Genomic DNA, 19819 nt, shown 5'->3' with positions numbered 1-19819 from the left:
GATTTATTAAAGAATTTTACTTAAACAAATATAAAGTATGAGGCCTTTTTTGCAGAACAAAGTTGTTAACACGTTGTCAGATTTGGTTGTTTAAAACATCAGATTTCAGTCATAATCAATCAGCAAAAAAGCTAATTATTTCTTTTTTAGGGGATAGTAAAAACTTTTGAATGTTAATAATTTAAAAAAGCTGACTTTCTATCCCCAAAAGTTTAAAATTTACTCAGTCTCCGGCAGATAGCTAATTTCAAGTTTAGCAACCCCTTTTCCGTAAAACCCAAGCTCTTTTGCAGCTCCGGCTGAAAGGTCTATTTTAAATTTTCTGGAGTGAGGCCCCCTATCATTTATTTCCACATCAACCGACCTTCCATTCGCCGGATTAGTAACTGTTACAATTGTCCCAAATGGTAATGACATGTGCGCGGCTGTCATTTTTTTAGCCCGATATCTTACACCGCTTGTAGTTCTTCGTCCTTCAAACTTCTTTGCATAATATGTGGCGTAAACGGTTTTAGAGATTAATTTAGAAGATAGATTGGATGACGATACTGCTGTGCTTTCAGTGGCCGATTCTGATGCCGTTCCGTCTGAAATATCCTGGGAAAAACCCATAAAAGAAATTAGCATACCGCATAACAATAAACAATACTTCATATTTACTATAGTTGGTGAACGTGCAAACATAAGTAAACTAAATACTTATAAACAAGTAATGCCCGACAAGTTATCATCGGGCATTATACTTATGTCATTCCAAAAGATTTTATTTCTTATCGGGCACAAAACTCATAGAAATTGAGTTCACACAGTTGCGGGTATTTTTAGATGTGAAACCTTCTCCCAAAAACACATGCCCTAAATGTGCTTTGCAATTTGCACACACAATTTCAGTACGTTGCCCATCAGCATCAGGTATCCTTAGCACAGCACCTTTAATTTCATCATCAAAACTTGGCCATCCACAATGCGATTCAAATTTTGATTCTGAACGATACAATGGCGCATTACATCTTCTGCAGATATAGGTTCCTTTTTCTTTGTTATTCAACAACGCTCCGGTTCCAGGATATTCAGTACCCTTACGTACTATTACATCCTCTTCTTCTTTAGTTAATTTATTCCATTCCATACTTTCGGTAGTTTTTTTGATTTCTTCTTTTTTAGGCTTTTGGGCACATGCTACAAAACTGGTTACCACTAACAAGCCTGCTAACATAAATGTTTTACTGATTAAAGCTTTCATTTGTATATCATTATTTAATACAAGATACGGACTAAAGTTGCCTGCGGTTTCATCTTAGAAGTAATAATAATGTCAGTTATAAAAAAAGCTCCGATGAATGAATCACCAGAGCCTTTGCATTATACAAGAAGATCTTTAATATTTTATTTCTTTAACTGAGCGGCCATAGCTTCTCCAATTTCAGCAGGGCTTGCTACAACATGAATACCGCATTCAGCCATGATTTTCATTTTTGCAGCGGCTGTATCATCAGCACCACCAACAATAGCACCAGCATGACCCATTCTACGTCCGGCAGGAGCAGTTTGACCAGCTATAAAACCCACAACAGGTTTTGTACCATTTTCTTTAATCCAACGTGCTGCTTCAGCTTCCATACCACCACCAATTTCACCAATCATGATGATACCTTCAGTTTCCGGATCGTTCATCAACAACTCAACCGCTTCTTTAGTAGTTGTACCAATAATCGGGTCACCACCAATACCAATAGCAGTAGTAATACCTAAACCTGCTTTTACTACCTGATCAACAGCCTCGTAGGTTAAAGTACCAGATTTAGAAACTACACCAACAGTACCTTTTTTAAAGATGAAACCTGGCATAATGCCTATCTTAGCTTCATCAGCAGTGATAACACCTGGACAGTTAGGTCCAATTAAGCGACAATCTCTGTCAGAAATATATTCTTTAACCTGAATCATATCCTTAGTAGGGATACCTTCAGTAATACAAACAATAACTTTAATACCTGCTTCTGCAGCTTCCATGATAGCATCAGCAGCAAATGCAGGAGGAACAAATATAATAGATACATTAGCACCGGCCTTATCAACCGCATCCTTTACAGTATTAAATACTGGTTTATCTAAATGAGTCTGGCCACCTTTACCTGGTGTAACACCGCCAACAACGTTCGTTCCGTACTCAATCATTTGAGAAGCATGATAAGTACCCTCATTTCCTGTAAAGCCTTGAACAATAACTTTTGAATCCTTATTTACTAAAACACTCATGTATCTTTATTTTTTTGTGCAAACTTAGATAAAATAGTTTTCAATTACAATTTTATCCGCCTATCCATTAAGCTATCTTTTTTTCTACCCTTCTTTCAGGTATAAGCCAGATTATTACAACAAAAATATAACATACTAACTCCGCTTTAGATGATCAGTAAAATAACAAAGAGATATTAATTCAATATTTTTTCAATAACCCGCTAAATACTCATTTATTTGTAAGGGTAAAATTACCCTTATCACAAAATCATTATATGAAACCGCTTAAAATCTATTTCAAAATATTACAAACGGGAAATGGAAAATACCTGAAAACCAAAAATGAAGTAAATAACCTAATTGTGGATGTTATTGACAGGAATCCAACCAAATCTTCAACAGCAATACGTGAAATTACGATTGAAGATTTTAAAAATAATGATAAAGCTCAAAAGGTATTACGTACAAGTGACCGCTTCTTTATTGAAAGCATTTCGGATATTGAAATTGCTATTACATTCTTGCCACAAGAGAAATTATCGCAGGAACAGTTCTACACACAATGGAGGTATATTCAAAAATCTGAACCTTATAGACTTGTACAATATTTAGATGAAAATAAACTCGTGGTATACAGCGAGAAAACAAAAGTGCTGCATACCATAAAGCTCGACAAAGATGTCTCTGTAGTAGTTGAGGAAGAATAATTCCTTTTACTTTTTAGCAGATCTCTTTAAATTAGACAAGTCTTTTATTTCGATATTTTTAAAGTCCACGGGCTGGCCTTCACTTTGCAGCGCGATAAAGCCACTGCTTAACAGTTTGCCATCTATTTTAATTTTAGGATCATAGCCATTTGCCACACCACCACCAATCTGAGGCTTAGAGTATTGCAACACAGTATCGCCATTAATAATATGGGTTATTAAAGAATCTCCAAGAACAATCAACTCCCCACGTACCCACTGGTCACCATCATAAGTTTTAGAAGTAGAATTTAAACAGTGTGAATCTGCTATTTTCCCTTTATAAACTACATTGGTTCCTGGCGAACACATATTACCTGTAGGCCTTGGATTTCCATCACCCAGACCAGCAAGAAGCTGCATCTCGATAGAGATTGGCCAATCTTGTTCTTTTAGCATTGTCCTCGGATCTTGTGAGTGAAACATCACACCACTATTTAACAAAGTATAATCCGGAGCTCCTTTTTGCAGTTTTCCTACAAAACGGTATTCAAATTTCAGATGATAATAAGAGAACGGAGTCTTATAATAAAGGTGTGCAAACTGATCATTAAAATCTCCGTACTGATCATACCGAACTTTAATGATACCATCTTCTACCCTAAAAGTATTTCCAAAATTCACACCAAACTCATGATGATGTACCTTTACAAACCAATCTTTAATATCTTTACCATTAAACAAAGAAACCCAACCTTTTTTATCATCAGATTGGTTTGAACTAGATTTAATTCCTCCGCAGCTCGCAAAGATAAAACAGGAAATCAGGGCAATAAAAGTGGTTCTTTTCATAATTGTGTGTGGGTTTATTTAGCTGCTGGCAAAATACAATAAAAAATTAAATATCTGATTCCTCAATACCTTCAATAGTGATTGGTTGAATAGCCAGCTTGTATTTCTCTTCATCAAACTCGTTTTCACTTTTAGCAATTACAATCGTTGCAATTCCATTTCCAATCATATTAGTTATGGCTCTTGCCTCTGACATAAACCTATCTACCCCTAACAAAATAGCAATATGTTCAACCGGCATTAATTTTAATGCCGTCAGGGTCGAAACCAACACAATGAATCCACTTCCCGTAACCCCGGCAGCCCCTTTTGATGTAACCATCAAAACAGCTAATACACTAAGTTGCTGCCCAATAGAAAGATCAACGTTAAAAACCTGACATAAGAATATCACTGCCATAGAAAGATAAATTGCTGTTCCATCCAGGTTAAAAGAATAACCAGTGGGTATAACCAAACCAACAACAGACTTATTACAACCAATAGCCTCCATCTTCTGCATCATACTAGGCAGCACAGATTCGGAAGACGAAGTCCCAAGAACAATCAAAATTTCCTGGCGGATGTACCTTAAATAATGCCATAAACTAAACTTATAAAACCTGCAGATAGCATTTAGGACAACAAAAATGAACAAAAAACAAGTCAGATAAACCGCTCCCATTAGTTTAGCCATCGGCAACAAGGTATCTAATCCATAAGTACCCACACTAAAGGCCATACCACCAAAAGCACCAACGGGGGCAAGGCGCATCACCACTTTCATAATATTAAAAAACACCTGTGCTACCTTATCAAAAAAACTAAGTACTGAATGGCCGCTTTCACCCATTCTATTTAACCCGTAACCGAATAAAATAGCAAAAAACAGTATTTGTAAAATATCTCCTTTAGTAAAAGCCTCAAAAACGTTATGAGGTATAATATGAGAAAGAAATTCGGCCCAGTTAATTTCTCCTGCCTGTTCAGTATAAGTTTTTATTTTACTTACATCACCGTTGGCGGGATGAACGCCAACACCCGGCTTCAATAAATTGGCAACTACCATTCCAATCACAATAGCTAAAGTTGTAACTACCTCAAAATACAATAGTGCCTTACCACCAACACGTCCAACCTTTTTCATATCACCCATATGGGCTATTCCAAGAACTATTGTTAAAAATATGATCGGGGCAATGAGCATACTGATCATATTAATAAAGCTTTGGCTTATAAGTTTAGCATGTGGAGCAAACCCAGGGAAAAAACTTCCAACAAAAATACCCAAAGCAATAGCTACTAAAACCTGAAAAGTAAGGTTCGAAAGAATAGATTTCATAGTACTATAATAGTGAAATTTTGTTTAATGTAATTAGCTTTATGGCATGGAAAACAAAAACGAGAACCCCTATGTACAATTCAATCATAAAATTCTTAAAGATTGGAAAGACAACGGAGTAAATTACATTAAGCTTGTAGAGCTGGAGACGAGCTTGCCTGTTAAATTTTTTGAGCTTATTCCTGATTCTGAAATTCCTGACTCTGGCGAAACAATATACCATATAGAATCAGACGACATTACTGAATTGCTTGAACCTATAGCTAAAGTGAAATTTTTAGTGCACCAAATCTATCTTGAGGAGGAGGAATAAATGTATCCTGAGCTTTTATCCCATATAAAAAGATATGTTCATCTTGAACCCAATGAAGAGAAACTGTTATGCAGCCATATCCAGCATAAGGTGCTCAAAAAGAAAGATTACCTTTTGGAAGCAGGTAAATTATGTATGGGAGATTATTTCATCGTTAAAGGATGTTTAAGGCAGTTCTACATTAACAAAAAACTGAACGAACAAATTATCAACTTTGGCCTGGAAAACTGGTGGATAGCAGATCAGGATAGCTTGCTGAATAAACAACCATCTACAACCAATATCCAGGCTATAGAAGCTTCAGAACTTTTGTTTCTAAGTGAAAAGAATAAAATGATCTTGTTTGAAAAAATACCGCGACTGGAAAGCTACTTCCGCATAATGATGCAAAAAGCATTTGTTGCCTCACAACGGAGAATAGGATATATTTTTAACCAAACAGAAGAAGAACGATATAGGCACTTCTCAGGGCTGTTCCCCGATTTTATGCAGCGTGTACCACAGTATATGCTGGCTTCTTATTTGGGTTTTACGCCACAATTCCTAAGCCGTTTAAGAGCTAAAAAGAGCTGATTTTCTTAACCACGGTTCATTTTTTTAAGACCCTTTATTGCTCAACTTTGTTTTAACAAAAACGAATAGTTATGAGTAATAGAATTAGAATTAATCAAGTAGAACCAGCGGCATACAAAGCGATGTTGGCTTTTGATAGTTATGTAGAACAAAGCAGTCTTAGTACTAAACACAAAGATCTCATCAAAATAAGAGCTTCTCAAATTAACGGATGTGCTTACTGTATTGATCTGCATACCCACGATGCACGTAAAGCGGGTGAAATAGAACAAAGAATTTATGCTCTAAATGCATGGAGAGATACCCCATTTTTTGATGAGCAAGAGCGTGCTTTATTAGCGCTTACAGAAGAAGTAACCTTTATCAGCAACAAAGTATCTAACGAAACTTATAACAATGCGGCTGAACTTTTTGACCATGCTTATCTTGCTCAGATAATCATGGCCATAATTAGTATCAATGCATGGAATAGGATTGGAATCAGCACCGGAATGGAGCCAAAATAACTATACTCCTTCCATGCCGTATTGCTTCAGCACATCTGCTGGCACCCCTTCCCAACGGTTAGGCACATTACCAACATAACCGAGGTCCTTAATCCCGATCTCGGTTGTAAAGAATCCTGAAGCTGTAAGGTTTCGCATCAAACTAAAGAAAGACACTCCTTGCTGCATTCCCGGCTTTACTTTCAGTGGGTAAGCAATATCATCAACCATCTCAATTTGCTGAGTTGGTGATGCATCTTTAAAAGTTTTCTGGTAGCGGTTTAAACATTGCAGATCAAGCCACTTTAGCCCACCACGCATCGGAGTTTGATGTCCTGGCATATCCTTAACAATAAACTCAATAAAATCAGGCACTTTGGCATCCGAAGCACTTCCAGTTTTGGCATCTTTAGGAATAATGATATCTGCCAAAAGCGTTATTGTAGCCATTTCATGTTCTGTAAAGAACTTCCAAGAATTCAATTTTTTATCGCGTTCTACTTCAAATTCCTGTCTGCCTGGCTCGGTTTCACCCCCGGCACCTTCGGCAGCAACTTCGGGTTCTTTTCCCGGCTTACAAGCTTCAAGCACTACACCTGCACTAATTGCGGTAAGACCTAAAGCTTTTAATGAATCACGTCTGTTCATATATATTGATTTGAGATCAGCTAATGTTTAAATTTTTCTTTTGTTCTAAAATGTATTCGGCAGTCCGCATAGAAAGGGCAAGAATAGTCCATGTAGCATTTTTATCGCCTTGTTGTACAAAAGGTGCAGCATCAACCACAAAAAGATTCTTACAATCGTGTGCCTGGCACCATCTGTTCAGTGCAGATTTTTTAGGATCATCACCCATTCTTACTGTGCCAACTTCATGGATAATCTTCCCGGGAGCCTCCAATCCATAGCTTGTTTCTGCACCAGGAGGCTCAGAAGTTACAGCCCCCATGGCATGCATAATTTCTTTAAAGGTTTCCTGCATGTGTTTCGCTTGTTTTACTTCTTCAGGCGCCCATTTATAATTAAATCTAAGTACTGGTATCCCAAATTTATCTACTACATTCGGATCTATTTCACAATAATTACTTTCTCTGGCAATAGCAGTTCCTCTGCCTGCCATCCCAACTCCGGTTCCATAAAAACGCCTGTAATCATCCTTCAATCCAGCACCATATCCGCCGGCTTCCTTCATTTTACCGTCCTTACCAGGTATAGATCCATTCATCCCTTCTATGCCCCAGCCAAATCCATAACCAGGCATACTAAGTCCACCACCATATTCTATATGATAACCTCTTGGAAAATCAAGTTTTTTATTGTCAAGCCACCATGGAGAATATATATGTATACTTCCCGCGCCATCTTCATTGTATCTTTTACGATCTACCAGCTGAGGCAGGTATCCGCCCATGCTTGCCCCGGTAGAATCATGAAGGTATTTACCAACTATTCCACTGCTGTTCGCCAATCCGTCAGGGTGGGCAGCAGATTTAGAGTTAAGTAATAATCTCGCCGATTCACATGCACTGGCTCCAAGGATAACTGTCTTACCCCTTACCTGGTATTCCTGCATGTCCTTTGTATTCACATAAGATACACCTGTTGCCTTTCCGGTTTTATCAGTTAGCACCTCTCTTACCATTGCATTGGTAATAACAGTTAAGTTTCCTGTTTTTACTGCCGGAATCACCAGGCAGGACGACGATGAAAAGTCAGCATAAACTTTACATGATCTTCCGCATTGACCGCAATAAAAACATTGACCCCGGTCCTTATTGTCTTTTAATGCCTCGGTAAGTACAGATCCTCTGCCGGGAATTACGGTTACTCCAACTTTTTGGGCTGCTTTCTTTATAAATAACTCATTAAGTCTTGGTTTTGGAGGCGTCATAAATATCCCATCGGGTTCACTTTCTATGCCTTCTACTGTACCGTAAATACCAATCATCCTATCCACCTTGTCATAAAAAGGTTTTAGCTCCTGATAAGTAATAGGCCACGGATCGGTAAGACCATCTTTCGGTTTAAAATCATCAGGCCCCATTCTTAAAGAGATACGCCCCCAGTGATTTGTTCTTCCACCAAGCATTCTGGAACGGAACCACGCAAACTCAGAATTGTTCTTCTGGGTATATGGTTCTCCATCCAACTCCCAACCACCATATGCGGCATCAAAATCACCAAAATGCCTGGTAGTACCGGCACCTCTTCTTGGCGACTCCCATGGCCACTTCAGTTGTTGAGAATCTACTCTCGGATCAAAATAAGCACCTGCTTCCAGCATTAAAACTTTCAAACCTGCATTGGCAAGTACATATCCGGTCATACCTCCCCCGGCACCTGATCCTACAATGACAGCATCATATTCGACGCCTGATTTCTTGATTTCAAATTCGCTCATTTATAATCTGATTTTAAAAAATAACGGTTTCCGGTAAATTTTATTCCTAGAACCACCATCTGTAACAACAATAATGGTTTAGGTTAAAGTTAAATACGTAATAATAAGTAATATACAAATTTTATAAATCCACCAAAAAAATTGAACTTATTTATAACCACTCTAATTAACCTAATAATCATACAAAACTCATAATTAACAAGATAACCCCATAAATAATTACATATACCTAAATTTGCCTCAATGAAAGTAGACATCTGGTCGGACGTACGTTGTCCGTTCTGTTATATAGGAAAAAGAAAATTTGAGGCTGCTCTTGAACAATTTGAGTACAAGGATAAAATCGAGGTTGAGTGGCATAGCTATGAGCTTGATCCGCATGCGGAAACCACTACAGAAATTAGTGCCTATGATTACCTTGCAAATAGGTACGGAAGATCAAGAGAGTGGGCCATAGAAACTCACGAGCATGTAACAGAAACAGCCGCGGCAGTTGGATTAGAGTTCAATTTCGATATATCGGTAGTTGCCAATTCTTTTGATGCCCATAGGTTAATTCAGCTTGCAAAATCAATGGGACTAGGCAGTGAAGCCGAAGAGCAATTGTTTAAAGCTCATTTTACAGATGGGGTCAACATAAGTGATCATCAATCGTTAATTGAAATAGGCAGCAAAATTGGTCTTGATAAACTATCCGTACAAACCATGTTAAATAGCACAGATTTTACGGATGAGGTGAGATATGATGAAAATGCCGCACAAACAATTGGGATTAAAGGTGTACCATTTTTTATATTCAACCACAAGCTTGCCGTATCAGGAGCACAATCTCCTGAAACATTTTTAGGCGCGTTGCACCAGGCATTCCAGAACAATAACAACGAGAAATAAGCAATGAGGCCGGACTTAGTATCCGGCCTCAAATCTTTTAATCATTAAAAAGTATAACCAATGGCTAAATTAAACCTGCGGCCATTGCCTCTTATATAATTAGGCCCTGTTCCATAAAATTGCGATATGCTTGGGTAGTAAGTCTTGTTCAGTACGTTTTCCATCCCAAAGTTTAGCTTTAATGGTTCACTAACCTGATATGCTGCAGCCAAATTAAATAAGTTATAAGCCTTTACGGGTGCTTCACCTAATTTATAGGCATTGGTTTTCGGATTTGGTTCAAATCGATCTCTGTTACCTATACGCATCCAATTGAGGTCGAAGCTTAAATTCTTAACCCCCGAGTATTTAAGATAAACAGTAGTTTTTGATGGCGAAATCCTGGTAGTATTCAAATATACATCTGTTGGGCCATCAAAAGTTCCATCATTATCAACATCACCTTTTCCTTCTACTTCTGCATAATTCCCTCCTATCAATAAGCTTTTGAAGAGCTCATAATCAATTTGAATCTCATACCCATATACTCTTTCTGGTATACGCTGAGCAATATATTTTCCATTAACCTCTAACAAGTTTGCACCAAGTTTAGAAGTACTATAGTAATAAGCAGCGCTAAGGTTTAATTTGCCAATATTGCTACTAAAACCCGCTTCATAATTATTTACAATAATAGGTTTGGTTTCTAACTGCGCCAAAGTATTACTTTCAGCGGCCCTAAGCACCCTACCCAACTCAAATATAGAGAAGGATTGTGCATAGCTAACAAATGGATTAAAAAATTTAAACTTAGAATACCTTGCACCCGCATTAAAAACCAGAGCATTATAATTTAAGGTTCCGCCTTTAACCGCAATGCTTCCAGCTCCGTTAGCTCCTGTGGCAAGCGTATTAAAATCATCTACATCTATATTAATATTTTCTGTTCTTAGTCCGCCTTTAATGGTAAGATCATTAAACAGATTAGCCGTTGCCTGAAAATATGGAGCAAAATTCACCATATTCATTTTAGGTACCCAGGCACGGCCATCAACCAGGTTTTGAGCAGTATTATCATTCATCAGATCAATTCCGTAATTCACCTGCATCGGAATTTTAGATGTGATATGAAAAGGAGTATTAAGATTTACCCTTGCTCCTTTTTTAGTAGAGATAATTGCCGATTGTCCACTCCCAAAAAATGATGCTGAATTTGAATAGATAGTGTAAAAATCCTGGTAATAAAGATTTGCTGTAAGGTCTGTGCTACCAAATATTTGCTGACTGGTATACTGCAGGTTTGCATTATGATTGTATCGGGTTCCTTCATCAACACCTGGTCTTACTCCATAAATACCAATTGCCGGCGATTCGCCATAAACACCATTTTTGGTAACATAACGAGAATCTTGTCGGGAGCTAAAATAGTTATACATCAGTTCTAATCTTTGCTTTTCAGTAATATCATATCCCACTTTTGCAAAACCGTTGTAGGATTTTGTCTCACCTAACCCATATTCCGGAGAAAGTACGATTCCTTCCGCATCACGGAATACACCGGTTTTCTCAAAAGTACCGCTCACTATATAATCGAACTTTTTCACCTTACCGTTGAATTGTTGGGTTGCACGATAACCTAAAGTGCTATCTCCCTTAAAATTACCCGTCATTCCTATCTGCGAATAACCACCAAATTTCTTTCCCGAATTGCCCTTTTTTGTAATATAGTTAATTAAACCACCTTCTGCCCCATTGCCATAAATTGCTGTAGCTCCTTTTATAACCTCAATACGTTCAATAACTGTAGGATCAATGCTTCTGATGTCGCGACCACCAGCTCTTAACGGCGTTGACTGTGGAATTCCATCTATAAGCACAAGAACATTTCTACCCCGAAGCGTTTGACCAGAATTTCCAGTCTGATTAGTAGAGGTTCCTAATCCAGGCACACTGTACGACAAGATATTCGCCAGGTTTGGACTAATCGTTGATTGTGTATTAATATCCTTCGCTGTAAGTACAGTTACTGAAGAAGGTGTTTGAGCAAGTGACTCCGCTCTTCTGCTTGCCGAAACAATTACTTCTGCCAGTTCTGCATTCTGGTCTTTCAAAACAAATTCAACTCTTGTTGTATCGTTAGCAGAAATCGTAATCTCCTTTTGTTGTTTTTCAAAGCCAGTAATAGAAACACTGATAAAATGATTACCAGCTGGAATTTCGCTCAATATAAATTTACCGTTCTTATCAGAAGTTGTCTTTATATTCAATTTCCTGATCTGAATGTTTGAAAATGCGATCGCTTGATCTAATGAGTCCTTTACAATTCCACTTACAACTCCCTTACCAGTTTGAGCCAACATACTGAAGGGGAAAAATAAAATCGCAACTAAAAAAAACGTTTGTAGATTTTTGAGTTTCATATACTATAATTTGCGGCGCAAATATATACTTATTTAGACTCAATACAAATAAAGTAGGTAATTTAAGTAGAATGATTCCAAAGAAAGGCACTCATTCCCTTATACAGAGGTAGAAATACCAGTAGAATTAAATTGCAAGTCATACAATTTCTTATAATAACCATCGAGTTTAAGTAATTGCTGATGAGTACCCATTTCCTTAATCTCACCTTTTTCAAGAACAAGAATTTTATCTGCTTTCTGTATAGTTGAAAGGCGGTGAGCAATCACAATAGATGTACGGCCTTTCATTAAATTCTCAATAGCACGCTGAATAAGCATTTCTGTTTCTGTATCTACAGAAGATGTTGCCTCATCAAGTACAAGAATAGCAGGATTGTAAACCAATGCCCTGATAAAAGATATGAGTTGCGCCTGTCCTGCAGATAATGTAGCTCCACGCTCCATCACATTATACTGATATCCTCCTGGCAATCTTTCAATAAAATCATGAGCGCCAACTTTTTTGGCAGCATCAATCACTTCCTCCATTGTAATTGCATCATTGTTAAGGGTTATGTTATTAAAGATAGTATCTGAAAAAAGAAAAACATCCTGCAATACTGTGGCAATTTTATTCCTCAAATAGCTCAGTTCATAATCCTGTATCTTTATTCCATCAACTTTAATCTCTCCCTTTTGAATTTCATAAAAACGGTTCAGGATATTTATTGTTGAAGACTTACCAGCCCCTGTTGCCCCAACAAGAGCGATAGTTTTACCTGTTTCAACCTCAAAGGAAATGTCCTTTAACACATAATTCTCTTCATTATAAGCAAACCATACCTTTTCAAAAGAAATATTACCTTTCATTAATTCAGGAGCATATGTGCCTTTGTTATCAGTAATTTCATTGGTATCCAAAACCTTAAATACCCGTTCGGCACCAACCATCCCCATTTGCAGCGTATTAAACTTATCTGCGAGCTCTCGGATTGGTCTGAAAAGCATACCGATATACATAATAAACTCAGTAATAATACCTGGTTTAATAGCAGGATTATTAAGAATTGTTTTTGCACCATACCACACCAATAATCCTAAAGACATGGCAGAAATAATTTCTACAACCGGAAAAAATATAGAGTAATACCAATTAGAGCGAATATTAGCATCCCTATAACGGCCATTAATTTTCAAAAACTTGTTATATTCTTGTCTCTCCCTTGCAAAATATTGGATAATTGACACCCCGGTAATATGCTCCTGCAAATAAGTATTCAGATTAGACACCTCTGTTCTAATTTCCTGAAAGGCAGATTTAATTGCTTTCTGGAAAATAGAAGTTGCAATAATAAGTAATGGCATGGGTAACAAAACCACAAGCGTTAAAGCCCAGTCTTCATACACCATTACACCTATAATTACAATTACCATCAAAATATCGCCAATAATCACAATTAAACCTTCCGAGAAAATTTCGGCAATGGTTTCAAGATCAGAAACAGTTCTGGTAATTAACTGGCCAATGGGTGTATTATCGAAATACTTTAAACGCAATTTAGTAATATGATTAAATACATCTATTCTTAAATCACGAATTGCAGATTGTCCCAAAGTGTTTGTAAGTAAGGTATGACTGTACTGTACACCTGTTTGAATAACAAGCAGAACAAGCATTAGAATGGTCATATTCAGCAATCCACTATAATCTCCGGTAATAATATGATGATCCAAAGTATATCCAATAAGAATTGGGCGTAACGGGGCAAGTGCGGCAAGAAGTACAGTAAGAATTACTGAGATTATAAAAATACGCTGATATGGCTTTACATATTGAAAAACCCTTTTCAACAACCCTACATTAATGACATCACCGGTTATTTTAGACATATTTTATTTTACAAAAGGATAGATAACGCTAACAAGATACAAACCACATGCTGGTACTGATTGGCCGGCATTACTTCTATTCTTACTTTCTATGATTTTTTTAAACTGCTCTAAGTCTATTTCATTTTTTCCAACCCTTACTAAGGTACCCACAATTGCACGAACCATATTTCTCAAAAAACGATCTGCTCTGATAGTAAACAATAAAGACTGTTCCGTTATCTGAAAATGGGCTTCCGTGATTTTGCAATTATTAGTAAATGTTTGGGTATTTGATTTACTGAAACAGGAGAAGTCTGTATGCATTAATAAAATAGCAGCAGCTTTATTCATTGCCTCAACATCAAGTTCTCCTTTATATAGCCATGATCTATCTAGCTTAAAAGGATCCTTATGAAAATGTATATGATAATTATAGGCCCTTTCTGTTGCATCAAAGCGTGCGTGAGCACTGTTTTCAACCTCAAAAATACGCTTTACTGATATTTGATATGGTAATAAAGAATTTATACTAGTAACAGAACGGCCAATAGTTGAGGGCTTAACCTCGCCCTCTTGATGAATATCAAAATGTGCATAAAACTGAGTAGCATGAACACCAGCATCCGTTCTACCGCAGCCAAGAGTAATTATAGGCTGTCTAAAATATGTTGACAATGCCTTATCCAGACATTCCTGTACAGTAATGGCGTTAGGTTGTACTTGCCAACCATGATAATCCGTACCATTATACGATAATTCGATAAAATAACGTTGCGTGTTCAATGTTACAAATCTAATATTCTAAATCTGTTTTTAGATTGCTTAGTGTTTCGCTTTTAATATCTTTGCTAAAATTATGGAATTGATATGATACAAAGAGTACAATCTATATGGCTTTTGTTAGCTGCCTTAACGCTTACTTGTATGTTATTTTTACCTTTTTTAACTAAAAATGTTAATGGAAGTGAATTTAGTGTTTATACAAATGGTCTTCATCAGTCAATTTCTGGCAATGAGGGAGATGCCTTAGTAGTAACACCTTTTTTACCCCTATTTATTTCAAACATTGCAATTGCTGTACTTTGCATAGTTGCAATATTTAGTTTTAGAAACCGAACTATACAAAAGCGCTTAGCTAGTGTAGCTATTATATTAACCTTAGGATTATCATTTTGGGGCTTTAATTATGCTCAGAAAATACCAGGTGGAATTGAAGGTGCCAATTATGGAATAGCAGCTTTTTTACCTATCCTAGCCATCTTATTTTGTGCACTTGCAATCCGCGGAATCCGAAAAGATGAGCAATTATTAAGGTCGGCCGATAGACTAAGATAATTAATTACCTCATTTTTATTTAGTTACACTTCTGTAAAATACCAAATATTAAGCTTACCTTTGCGGCTTAATAAATTATTATACATGATAAACCCATTTAGTAAATTGGGGATAAGTGATGACGTTGTTAATGCTGTAAAGGATTTAGGTTTCGAAAATCCAACACCTATTCAGGAACAAAGTATTCCTGTGCTGTTAGAGGGCAATAACGATTTTGTTGGTTTGGCCCAAACAGGAACAGGAAAAACAGCCGCATTTGGTTTGCCGCTGTTAGAATTGATAGACTTTAAAAGCAATAAGCCTCAGGCATTGATTTTATGCCCTACAAGAGAGCTTTGCTTGCAGATTACCAGCGACATCAAGAATTTCTCAAAAAACATCTCTGGTGCTAATGTAGTTGCCGTTTACGGTGGCGCAAACATTATGCAACAGTTGCGTGAAATTAGAAACGGTGTACAAATTGTAGTGGCTACACCAGGTCGTATGTTAGACATTATTGGCCGTAAGGCTATAGATTTCAGTAATGTGAAATATGTAGTTTTAGATGAAGCTGATGAAATGTTAAACATGGGCTTCCAGGAAGACATAAACGACATCTTGTCAACAACTCCTGATGACAAAAAAACATGGCTATTCTCGGCAACTATGCCACCAGAGGTAAGAAGAATAGCTAGAAATTACATGGATCAGCCGGTTGAGCTAACCATGGGAACAAAAAATACAGGTAATGTAAACATCGAACACGAATACTATACCGTTCGTGCAAGAGATAAATATGCGGCTTTAAAGCGTATTGTAGATTTTAACCCTGAGATTTTTGCAGTAGTATTCTGTAAAACTAAACTTGACACTCAAGATGTTGCTGAACACTTAATTAAAGATGGCTACAATGCTGATGCATTGCACGGAGATCTTTCGCAGCAACAACGTGATAAAGTTATGCAACGTTTCCGTGATCGTAACATGCAGTTGCTTATTGCTACTGATGTTGCAGCACGTGGTATCGACGTAAATAACGTTACTCACGTAATCAATTACTCTTTACCAGACGAAATTGAAAGTTATACCCACCGCAGTGGCCGTACCGGTCGTGCAGGTAAAACCGGTGTGTCAATCTGTATTGTTAACTCTAAAGAGCTTGGCAAAATCCGTCAAATTGAAAGAATCATTGGCAAACAGTTTACTAAAGCTGAATTACCTACTGGTTTTGATGTTTGCGAAAAACAATTATTTGCCCTGGTACACAAAGTTCACAATGTTGAAGTAAACGAAAATCAAATCGAGCAATACATGCCTCGCATTATGGATGAGTTTGCTGAATTAAGTAAAGACGAGGTAATTAAACGTTTTGCTTCTTTAGAGTTTAACCGCTTTTTAGAGTATTACAAAAATGCCCCTGACCTTAACTCATCTGATGAAAGAGGAGAACGTGGTGAGCGTGGAGAGAGAAACCACAGAGGAAGCGAAGGTTATACTCGTTTATTTATAAACCTTGGATCAGTTGATGATTTCACCAGAGGAGATTTATTATCTTTTGTATGCAACAACGGTAAAATAAGCGGTAAAGGTATTGGTAAAATAGACTTAAAAGGTGTTTATTCATTCTTTGAAGTTGAAAATGCAAGTGTTGAATCTTTATTTAGCAACTTTAAAGGAGTTGAATTCAATAACCGTGGTGTAAGAATCGAAAGAACTGCCGACAGTGATGGTGGAGGCCGTAGTCGTGGTGGAAGACGTGAAGGTGGTAGTTACGGAGGCGGAAGACGCGATGGTGGCGAAAGAAGAAGCTATGGCGGCGGTGGAAGACGTGAAGGCGGAAACAGTGGCGGTGGCGGTTTCAGAGATTTCTCTGGAAGAGGCCGTGAAGATAGAGGTGGAAGTGGCAGACGCGATGGCGGAAACGATAGAAAACGCAGATCTTAATTAAAACAGATCTCCTTTATACAAAAGAGGATGTCCAAAAGGTAAAGTAACCTGGACATCCTCTTTTTTTATTAATCGAATCTTAATTTTCCCTTCCTAACTAAGTTGCTCAGTCAATAACCGCATTTCTATATGAGGTGAATGCTTCTCATACAAAATGGCATAAACAGCTCTGCTAATAGGCATATCAACTTTATATTTCTTATTTACATGATGCATTGAGTTTACCGCATAGTAGCCCTCAGCTACCATGTTCATCTCTAACTGGGCAGACTTTACAGTATATCCCTTACCAATCATATTTCCAAAGGTACGGTTACGGCTAAACTGAGAATATGCAGTTACAAGTAAATCTCCAAGATAAGCAGACTCTATAATATCTCTCGAAATCGGATGAACAGCATCCACAAATCTTTTAATTTCCCTGATTGCATTGGATATTAAAACGGCCTGAAAATTATCACCATAACCAACTCCATGGCAAATACCGCTGGCCACAGCATAAATATTTTTCAGAACTGCGGCATACTCAGTACCAAAAATATCATCAGACACATTAGTTTTAATATATCTTGTACTAAGTAACCTTGCAAAGGTTGTAGCCAATTCAAGATTTGTAGATGCAATTGTTAAATAAGATAATTTCTCCAGTGCAACCTCTTCAGCATGGCAGGGTCCGCTTATTACTACAATATCCTCATACGGGATATTATAATTCTGATTTAAAAACTCACCAATAATTAAATTTTCATCAGGCACAATCCCTTTAATTGCAGAAACAATCTTCTTGCCTTTTAATTCCTCTGCACTCACACCCTCCAAAGTCTCTTTTAAAAACGCCGCAGGCACATTTAAAATAATATATTCTGCCTTTTCAATAATTGCTGAGATATTATCTGAAATATTGCCCTCAGGAATCCTGATTTCAACAGAACTCAGATAATTCGGGTTGTGCTTATATTTCTGTAAATGCGTTATCGATTCCTGATTGCGCATCCACCAATAGATTTCCTTAGCAGTAAAATTATCTGAAAGCATTTTTATGATTGCAGTAGCCCAACTACCGCCACCAATCATTGCAACTTTAGGTATCATAACTAATAAATAAAAAACCCCGGTTTATTGTTTTAAACCGGGGGCAATTTACTTATTTTAAATGACTGATATTGCTTACTTTCTATTTAGGAGCGGCAAACAATTGATCCTTAGTAGTTTTTTCTACTTTCATACCGTCCTTTAACCTGTTTTGAATTGCCGAATAAGGACCGGTTACTACTTCCTGATTCGCCTTAAGACCAGATTTAATTACAATATATTGATCATTTTGAATCCCGGTTGTAACCTCAGTACGCTTTACTGTACCGTTATTAAACACGTATACAAACTGCTTCACAGTTTTATCAGAAAGCTTAGTTTTCTGCTTGTCGGCATTTTGATCATTATCAGAAGGCTTATCAGACTTGGTCTTATCTTCAGTAAATACCGACTGAATTGGAACAGCCAGCCCTTTTACAGATTCGCTTTCAATATCTACAGTTGCCGACATCCCCGGTCTGAAAGGCGATGGAAGATCTTTGGCTCCCCCTTTAATATTGCTGTATGATTCAGCCAAAATACGAACCTTAACATTAAAATTCGTTACCTGATCAACAGAACTTGTTGCCGCACCCACATCTTTAGATGAACTTGCTATTTCAGTTACAATACCTTTAAATTTAGTATCCGCAAATGCATCTACTTCTATTATAGAACTATCACCTACGTTTACTCTGTTAATGTCGTTCTCATTTACATCCACGTTTACTTCCATTGATGATAAATTTGAAATACGCATAATCTCTGTACCTGCCATTTGCGCAGTACCAAGAATACGATCTCCTAATTCAACAGACAGCTTAGAAATCACACCATCAACTGGTGCATAAATAGTAGCTTTAGCAAGGTTAGCACCAGCTTCTTTAACGTTGGCACCACCCTCCTGAAGGCTGTATCTTGCACTGGTAACCATGGCTTTCAATCTGGCAATATCAGCTAAAGCTGACAAATATTGTGCTTTAGCTGCGTCAAATTCTGAGGCCGATATAACCTTTTTACCAAACAACTCCTGGCTTCTTTTATAGCTGGCTTCAGTATTATCAAAATTGGCAGTGGCTTGTTTCAGTTGTTGTTCTGCAGCCACAACTTGTGCCTTTTGGGTATTATTTGATGCAACAGCTCTTTCGTATCCTGATTGAAGTACATCTGGCCGTACTTTAATCAGTAATTGGCCTTTTTTAACAACATCACCTTCTTTAACTAAAAGTTCGGTAACCTCACCTGATACCTCAGAGCTTAGTTTCACTTCAGTTTCAGGCTGCACTTTACCACTCGCAGTAACAGTTTCAATAACTTTTCTGTCAGCCGCCTTTTCAATCGTCACCTTTTCAGTCTTATCTCCTCCTATTAAGCCGGTAAATTTTGCTACGGCCAATAAAACGAGAATAACTCCTATTGCAATTAGTATGGGTTTTAGTTTCATTTGAATTTATTTATATTTTATCATTTA

General features: G+C 37.3%; 19 protein-coding genes. 7 read left to right on the top strand and 12 right to left on the bottom strand.

The features are described 5' to 3' along the window. Positions 1-219: 219 nt before the first annotated feature. The 3 genes from CPT03_RS21585 to sucD all read right to left on the bottom strand — a co-directional run bounded on the left by CPT03_RS21585 (position 220) and on the right by sucD (position 2259). Positions 220-684, bottom strand: coding sequence for a septal ring lytic transglycosylase RlpA family protein (locus CPT03_RS21585; protein WP_245869915.1), 465 nt, complete (start codon positions 682-684; stop codon positions 220-222). A gap of 79 nt (positions 685-763) precedes the next feature. After that, positions 764-1243, bottom strand: coding sequence for a methionine-R-sulfoxide reductase (locus tag CPT03_RS21580; protein WP_099440759.1), 480 nt, complete (start codon positions 1241-1243; stop codon positions 764-766). A gap of 143 nt (positions 1244-1386) precedes the next feature. Then, positions 1387-2259 (bottom strand): succinate--CoA ligase subunit alpha, encoded by an 873-nt coding sequence (gene sucD / locus CPT03_RS21575; RefSeq protein ID WP_099440758.1) that lies wholly within the window; start codon positions 2257-2259, stop codon positions 1387-1389. Between the two features lie 257 nt (positions 2260-2516). Between sucD and CPT03_RS21570 the strand changes: the two genes are divergently transcribed. Then, positions 2517-2948 (top strand): hypothetical protein, encoded by a 432-nt coding sequence (locus CPT03_RS21570; protein WP_099440757.1) that lies wholly within the window; start codon positions 2517-2519, stop codon positions 2946-2948. Positions 2949-2954: 6 nt separating this feature from the next. Here CPT03_RS21570 and CPT03_RS21565 read toward each other — a convergent pair whose 3' ends face one another. Together CPT03_RS21565 and CPT03_RS21560 are read right to left on the bottom strand one after the other, a co-directional pair. Further along, on the bottom strand, positions 2955-3779 hold the full coding sequence (locus CPT03_RS21565) for a DUF1080 domain-containing protein (protein ID WP_099440756.1): 825 nt from the start codon (positions 3777-3779) through the stop codon (positions 2955-2957). A 46-nt stretch (positions 3780-3825) separates the two neighbouring features. Continuing rightward, on the bottom strand, positions 3826-5100 hold the full coding sequence (locus tag CPT03_RS21560; protein ID WP_099440755.1) for a dicarboxylate/amino acid:cation symporter: 1275 nt from the start codon (positions 5098-5100) through the stop codon (positions 3826-3828). Between the two features lie 46 nt (positions 5101-5146). On the opposite strand from CPT03_RS21560, the gene CPT03_RS21555 reads away from it, so the two are divergent. From CPT03_RS21555 to CPT03_RS21545, 3 genes are all read left to right on the top strand, one after another. Then, positions 5147-5413: a hypothetical protein gene (locus CPT03_RS21555; RefSeq protein ID WP_099440754.1), complete on the top strand. Its 267-nt coding sequence runs from the start codon at positions 5147-5149 to the stop codon at positions 5411-5413. A gap of 90 nt (positions 5414-5503) precedes the next feature. Next, positions 5504-5986, top strand: a complete 483-nt coding sequence (locus CPT03_RS21550) for a Crp/Fnr family transcriptional regulator (RefSeq protein ID WP_245869914.1) — start codon at positions 5504-5506, stop codon at positions 5984-5986. 71 nt (positions 5987-6057) lie between these two features. Then, complete coding sequence (locus CPT03_RS21545; protein WP_099440752.1) at positions 6058-6492, top strand: carboxymuconolactone decarboxylase family protein; 435 nt, start codon at positions 6058-6060, stop codon at positions 6490-6492. On the opposite strand, the gene CPT03_RS21540 is transcribed toward CPT03_RS21545, so the two are convergent. Next, on the bottom strand, positions 6493-7119 hold the full coding sequence (locus CPT03_RS21540) for a gluconate 2-dehydrogenase subunit 3 family protein (protein WP_099440751.1): 627 nt from the start codon (positions 7117-7119) through the stop codon (positions 6493-6495). 16 nt (positions 7120-7135) lie between these two features. After that, positions 7136-8872, bottom strand: coding sequence for a GMC family oxidoreductase (locus CPT03_RS21535; protein WP_099440750.1), 1737 nt, complete (start codon positions 8870-8872; stop codon positions 7136-7138). Between the two features lie 243 nt (positions 8873-9115). Between CPT03_RS21535 and CPT03_RS21530 the strand changes: the two genes are divergently transcribed. Further along, positions 9116-9763 (top strand): DsbA family oxidoreductase, encoded by a 648-nt coding sequence (locus CPT03_RS21530; protein WP_099440749.1) that lies wholly within the window; start codon positions 9116-9118, stop codon positions 9761-9763. Positions 9764-9807: 44 nt separating this feature from the next. Here the strand turns inward: CPT03_RS21530 and CPT03_RS21525 are convergent, their stop codons facing one another. The 3 genes from CPT03_RS21525 to truA all read right to left on the bottom strand — a co-directional run bounded on the left by CPT03_RS21525 (position 9808) and on the right by truA (position 14799). Further along, complete coding sequence (locus CPT03_RS21525; protein ID WP_216641576.1) at positions 9808-12102, bottom strand: TonB-dependent receptor; 2295 nt, start codon at positions 12100-12102, stop codon at positions 9808-9810. Between the two features lie 159 nt (positions 12103-12261). Next, complete coding sequence (locus CPT03_RS21520) at positions 12262-14034, bottom strand: ABC transporter ATP-binding protein (protein ID WP_099440747.1); 1773 nt, start codon at positions 14032-14034, stop codon at positions 12262-12264. 3 nt (positions 14035-14037) lie between these two features. Further along, positions 14038-14799: a tRNA pseudouridine(38-40) synthase TruA gene (gene truA / locus CPT03_RS21515; protein WP_099440746.1), complete on the bottom strand. Its 762-nt coding sequence runs from the start codon at positions 14797-14799 to the stop codon at positions 14038-14040. Positions 14800-14883: 84 nt separating this feature from the next. On the opposite strand from truA, the gene CPT03_RS21510 reads away from it, so the two are divergent. Together CPT03_RS21510 and CPT03_RS21505 are read left to right on the top strand one after the other, a co-directional pair. After that, positions 14884-15351, top strand: coding sequence for a DUF4293 domain-containing protein (locus CPT03_RS21510; RefSeq protein WP_099440745.1), 468 nt, complete (start codon positions 14884-14886; stop codon positions 15349-15351). A gap of 84 nt (positions 15352-15435) precedes the next feature. Continuing rightward, on the top strand, positions 15436-17274 hold the full coding sequence (locus CPT03_RS21505) for a DEAD/DEAH box helicase (RefSeq protein WP_172954206.1): 1839 nt from the start codon (positions 15436-15438) through the stop codon (positions 17272-17274). 96 nt (positions 17275-17370) lie between these two features. Here the strand turns inward: CPT03_RS21505 and CPT03_RS21500 are convergent, their stop codons facing one another. Together CPT03_RS21500 and CPT03_RS21495 are read right to left on the bottom strand one after the other, a co-directional pair. Further along, positions 17371-18369 (bottom strand): NAD(P)H-dependent glycerol-3-phosphate dehydrogenase, encoded by a 999-nt coding sequence (locus tag CPT03_RS21500; RefSeq protein ID WP_099440744.1) that lies wholly within the window; start codon positions 18367-18369, stop codon positions 17371-17373. Positions 18370-18451: 82 nt separating this feature from the next. Then, on the bottom strand, positions 18452-19792 hold the full coding sequence (locus CPT03_RS21495; protein ID WP_099440743.1) for an efflux RND transporter periplasmic adaptor subunit: 1341 nt from the start codon (positions 19790-19792) through the stop codon (positions 18452-18454). Positions 19793-19819 lie beyond the last annotated feature (27 nt).

Source organism: Pedobacter ginsengisoli (genome assembly GCF_002736205.1).
Taxonomy (GTDB): Bacteria; Bacteroidota; Bacteroidia; order Sphingobacteriales; family Sphingobacteriaceae; genus Pedobacter; species Pedobacter ginsengisoli_A.
This window is presented reverse-complemented; position numbering and strand designations above follow the sequence as displayed.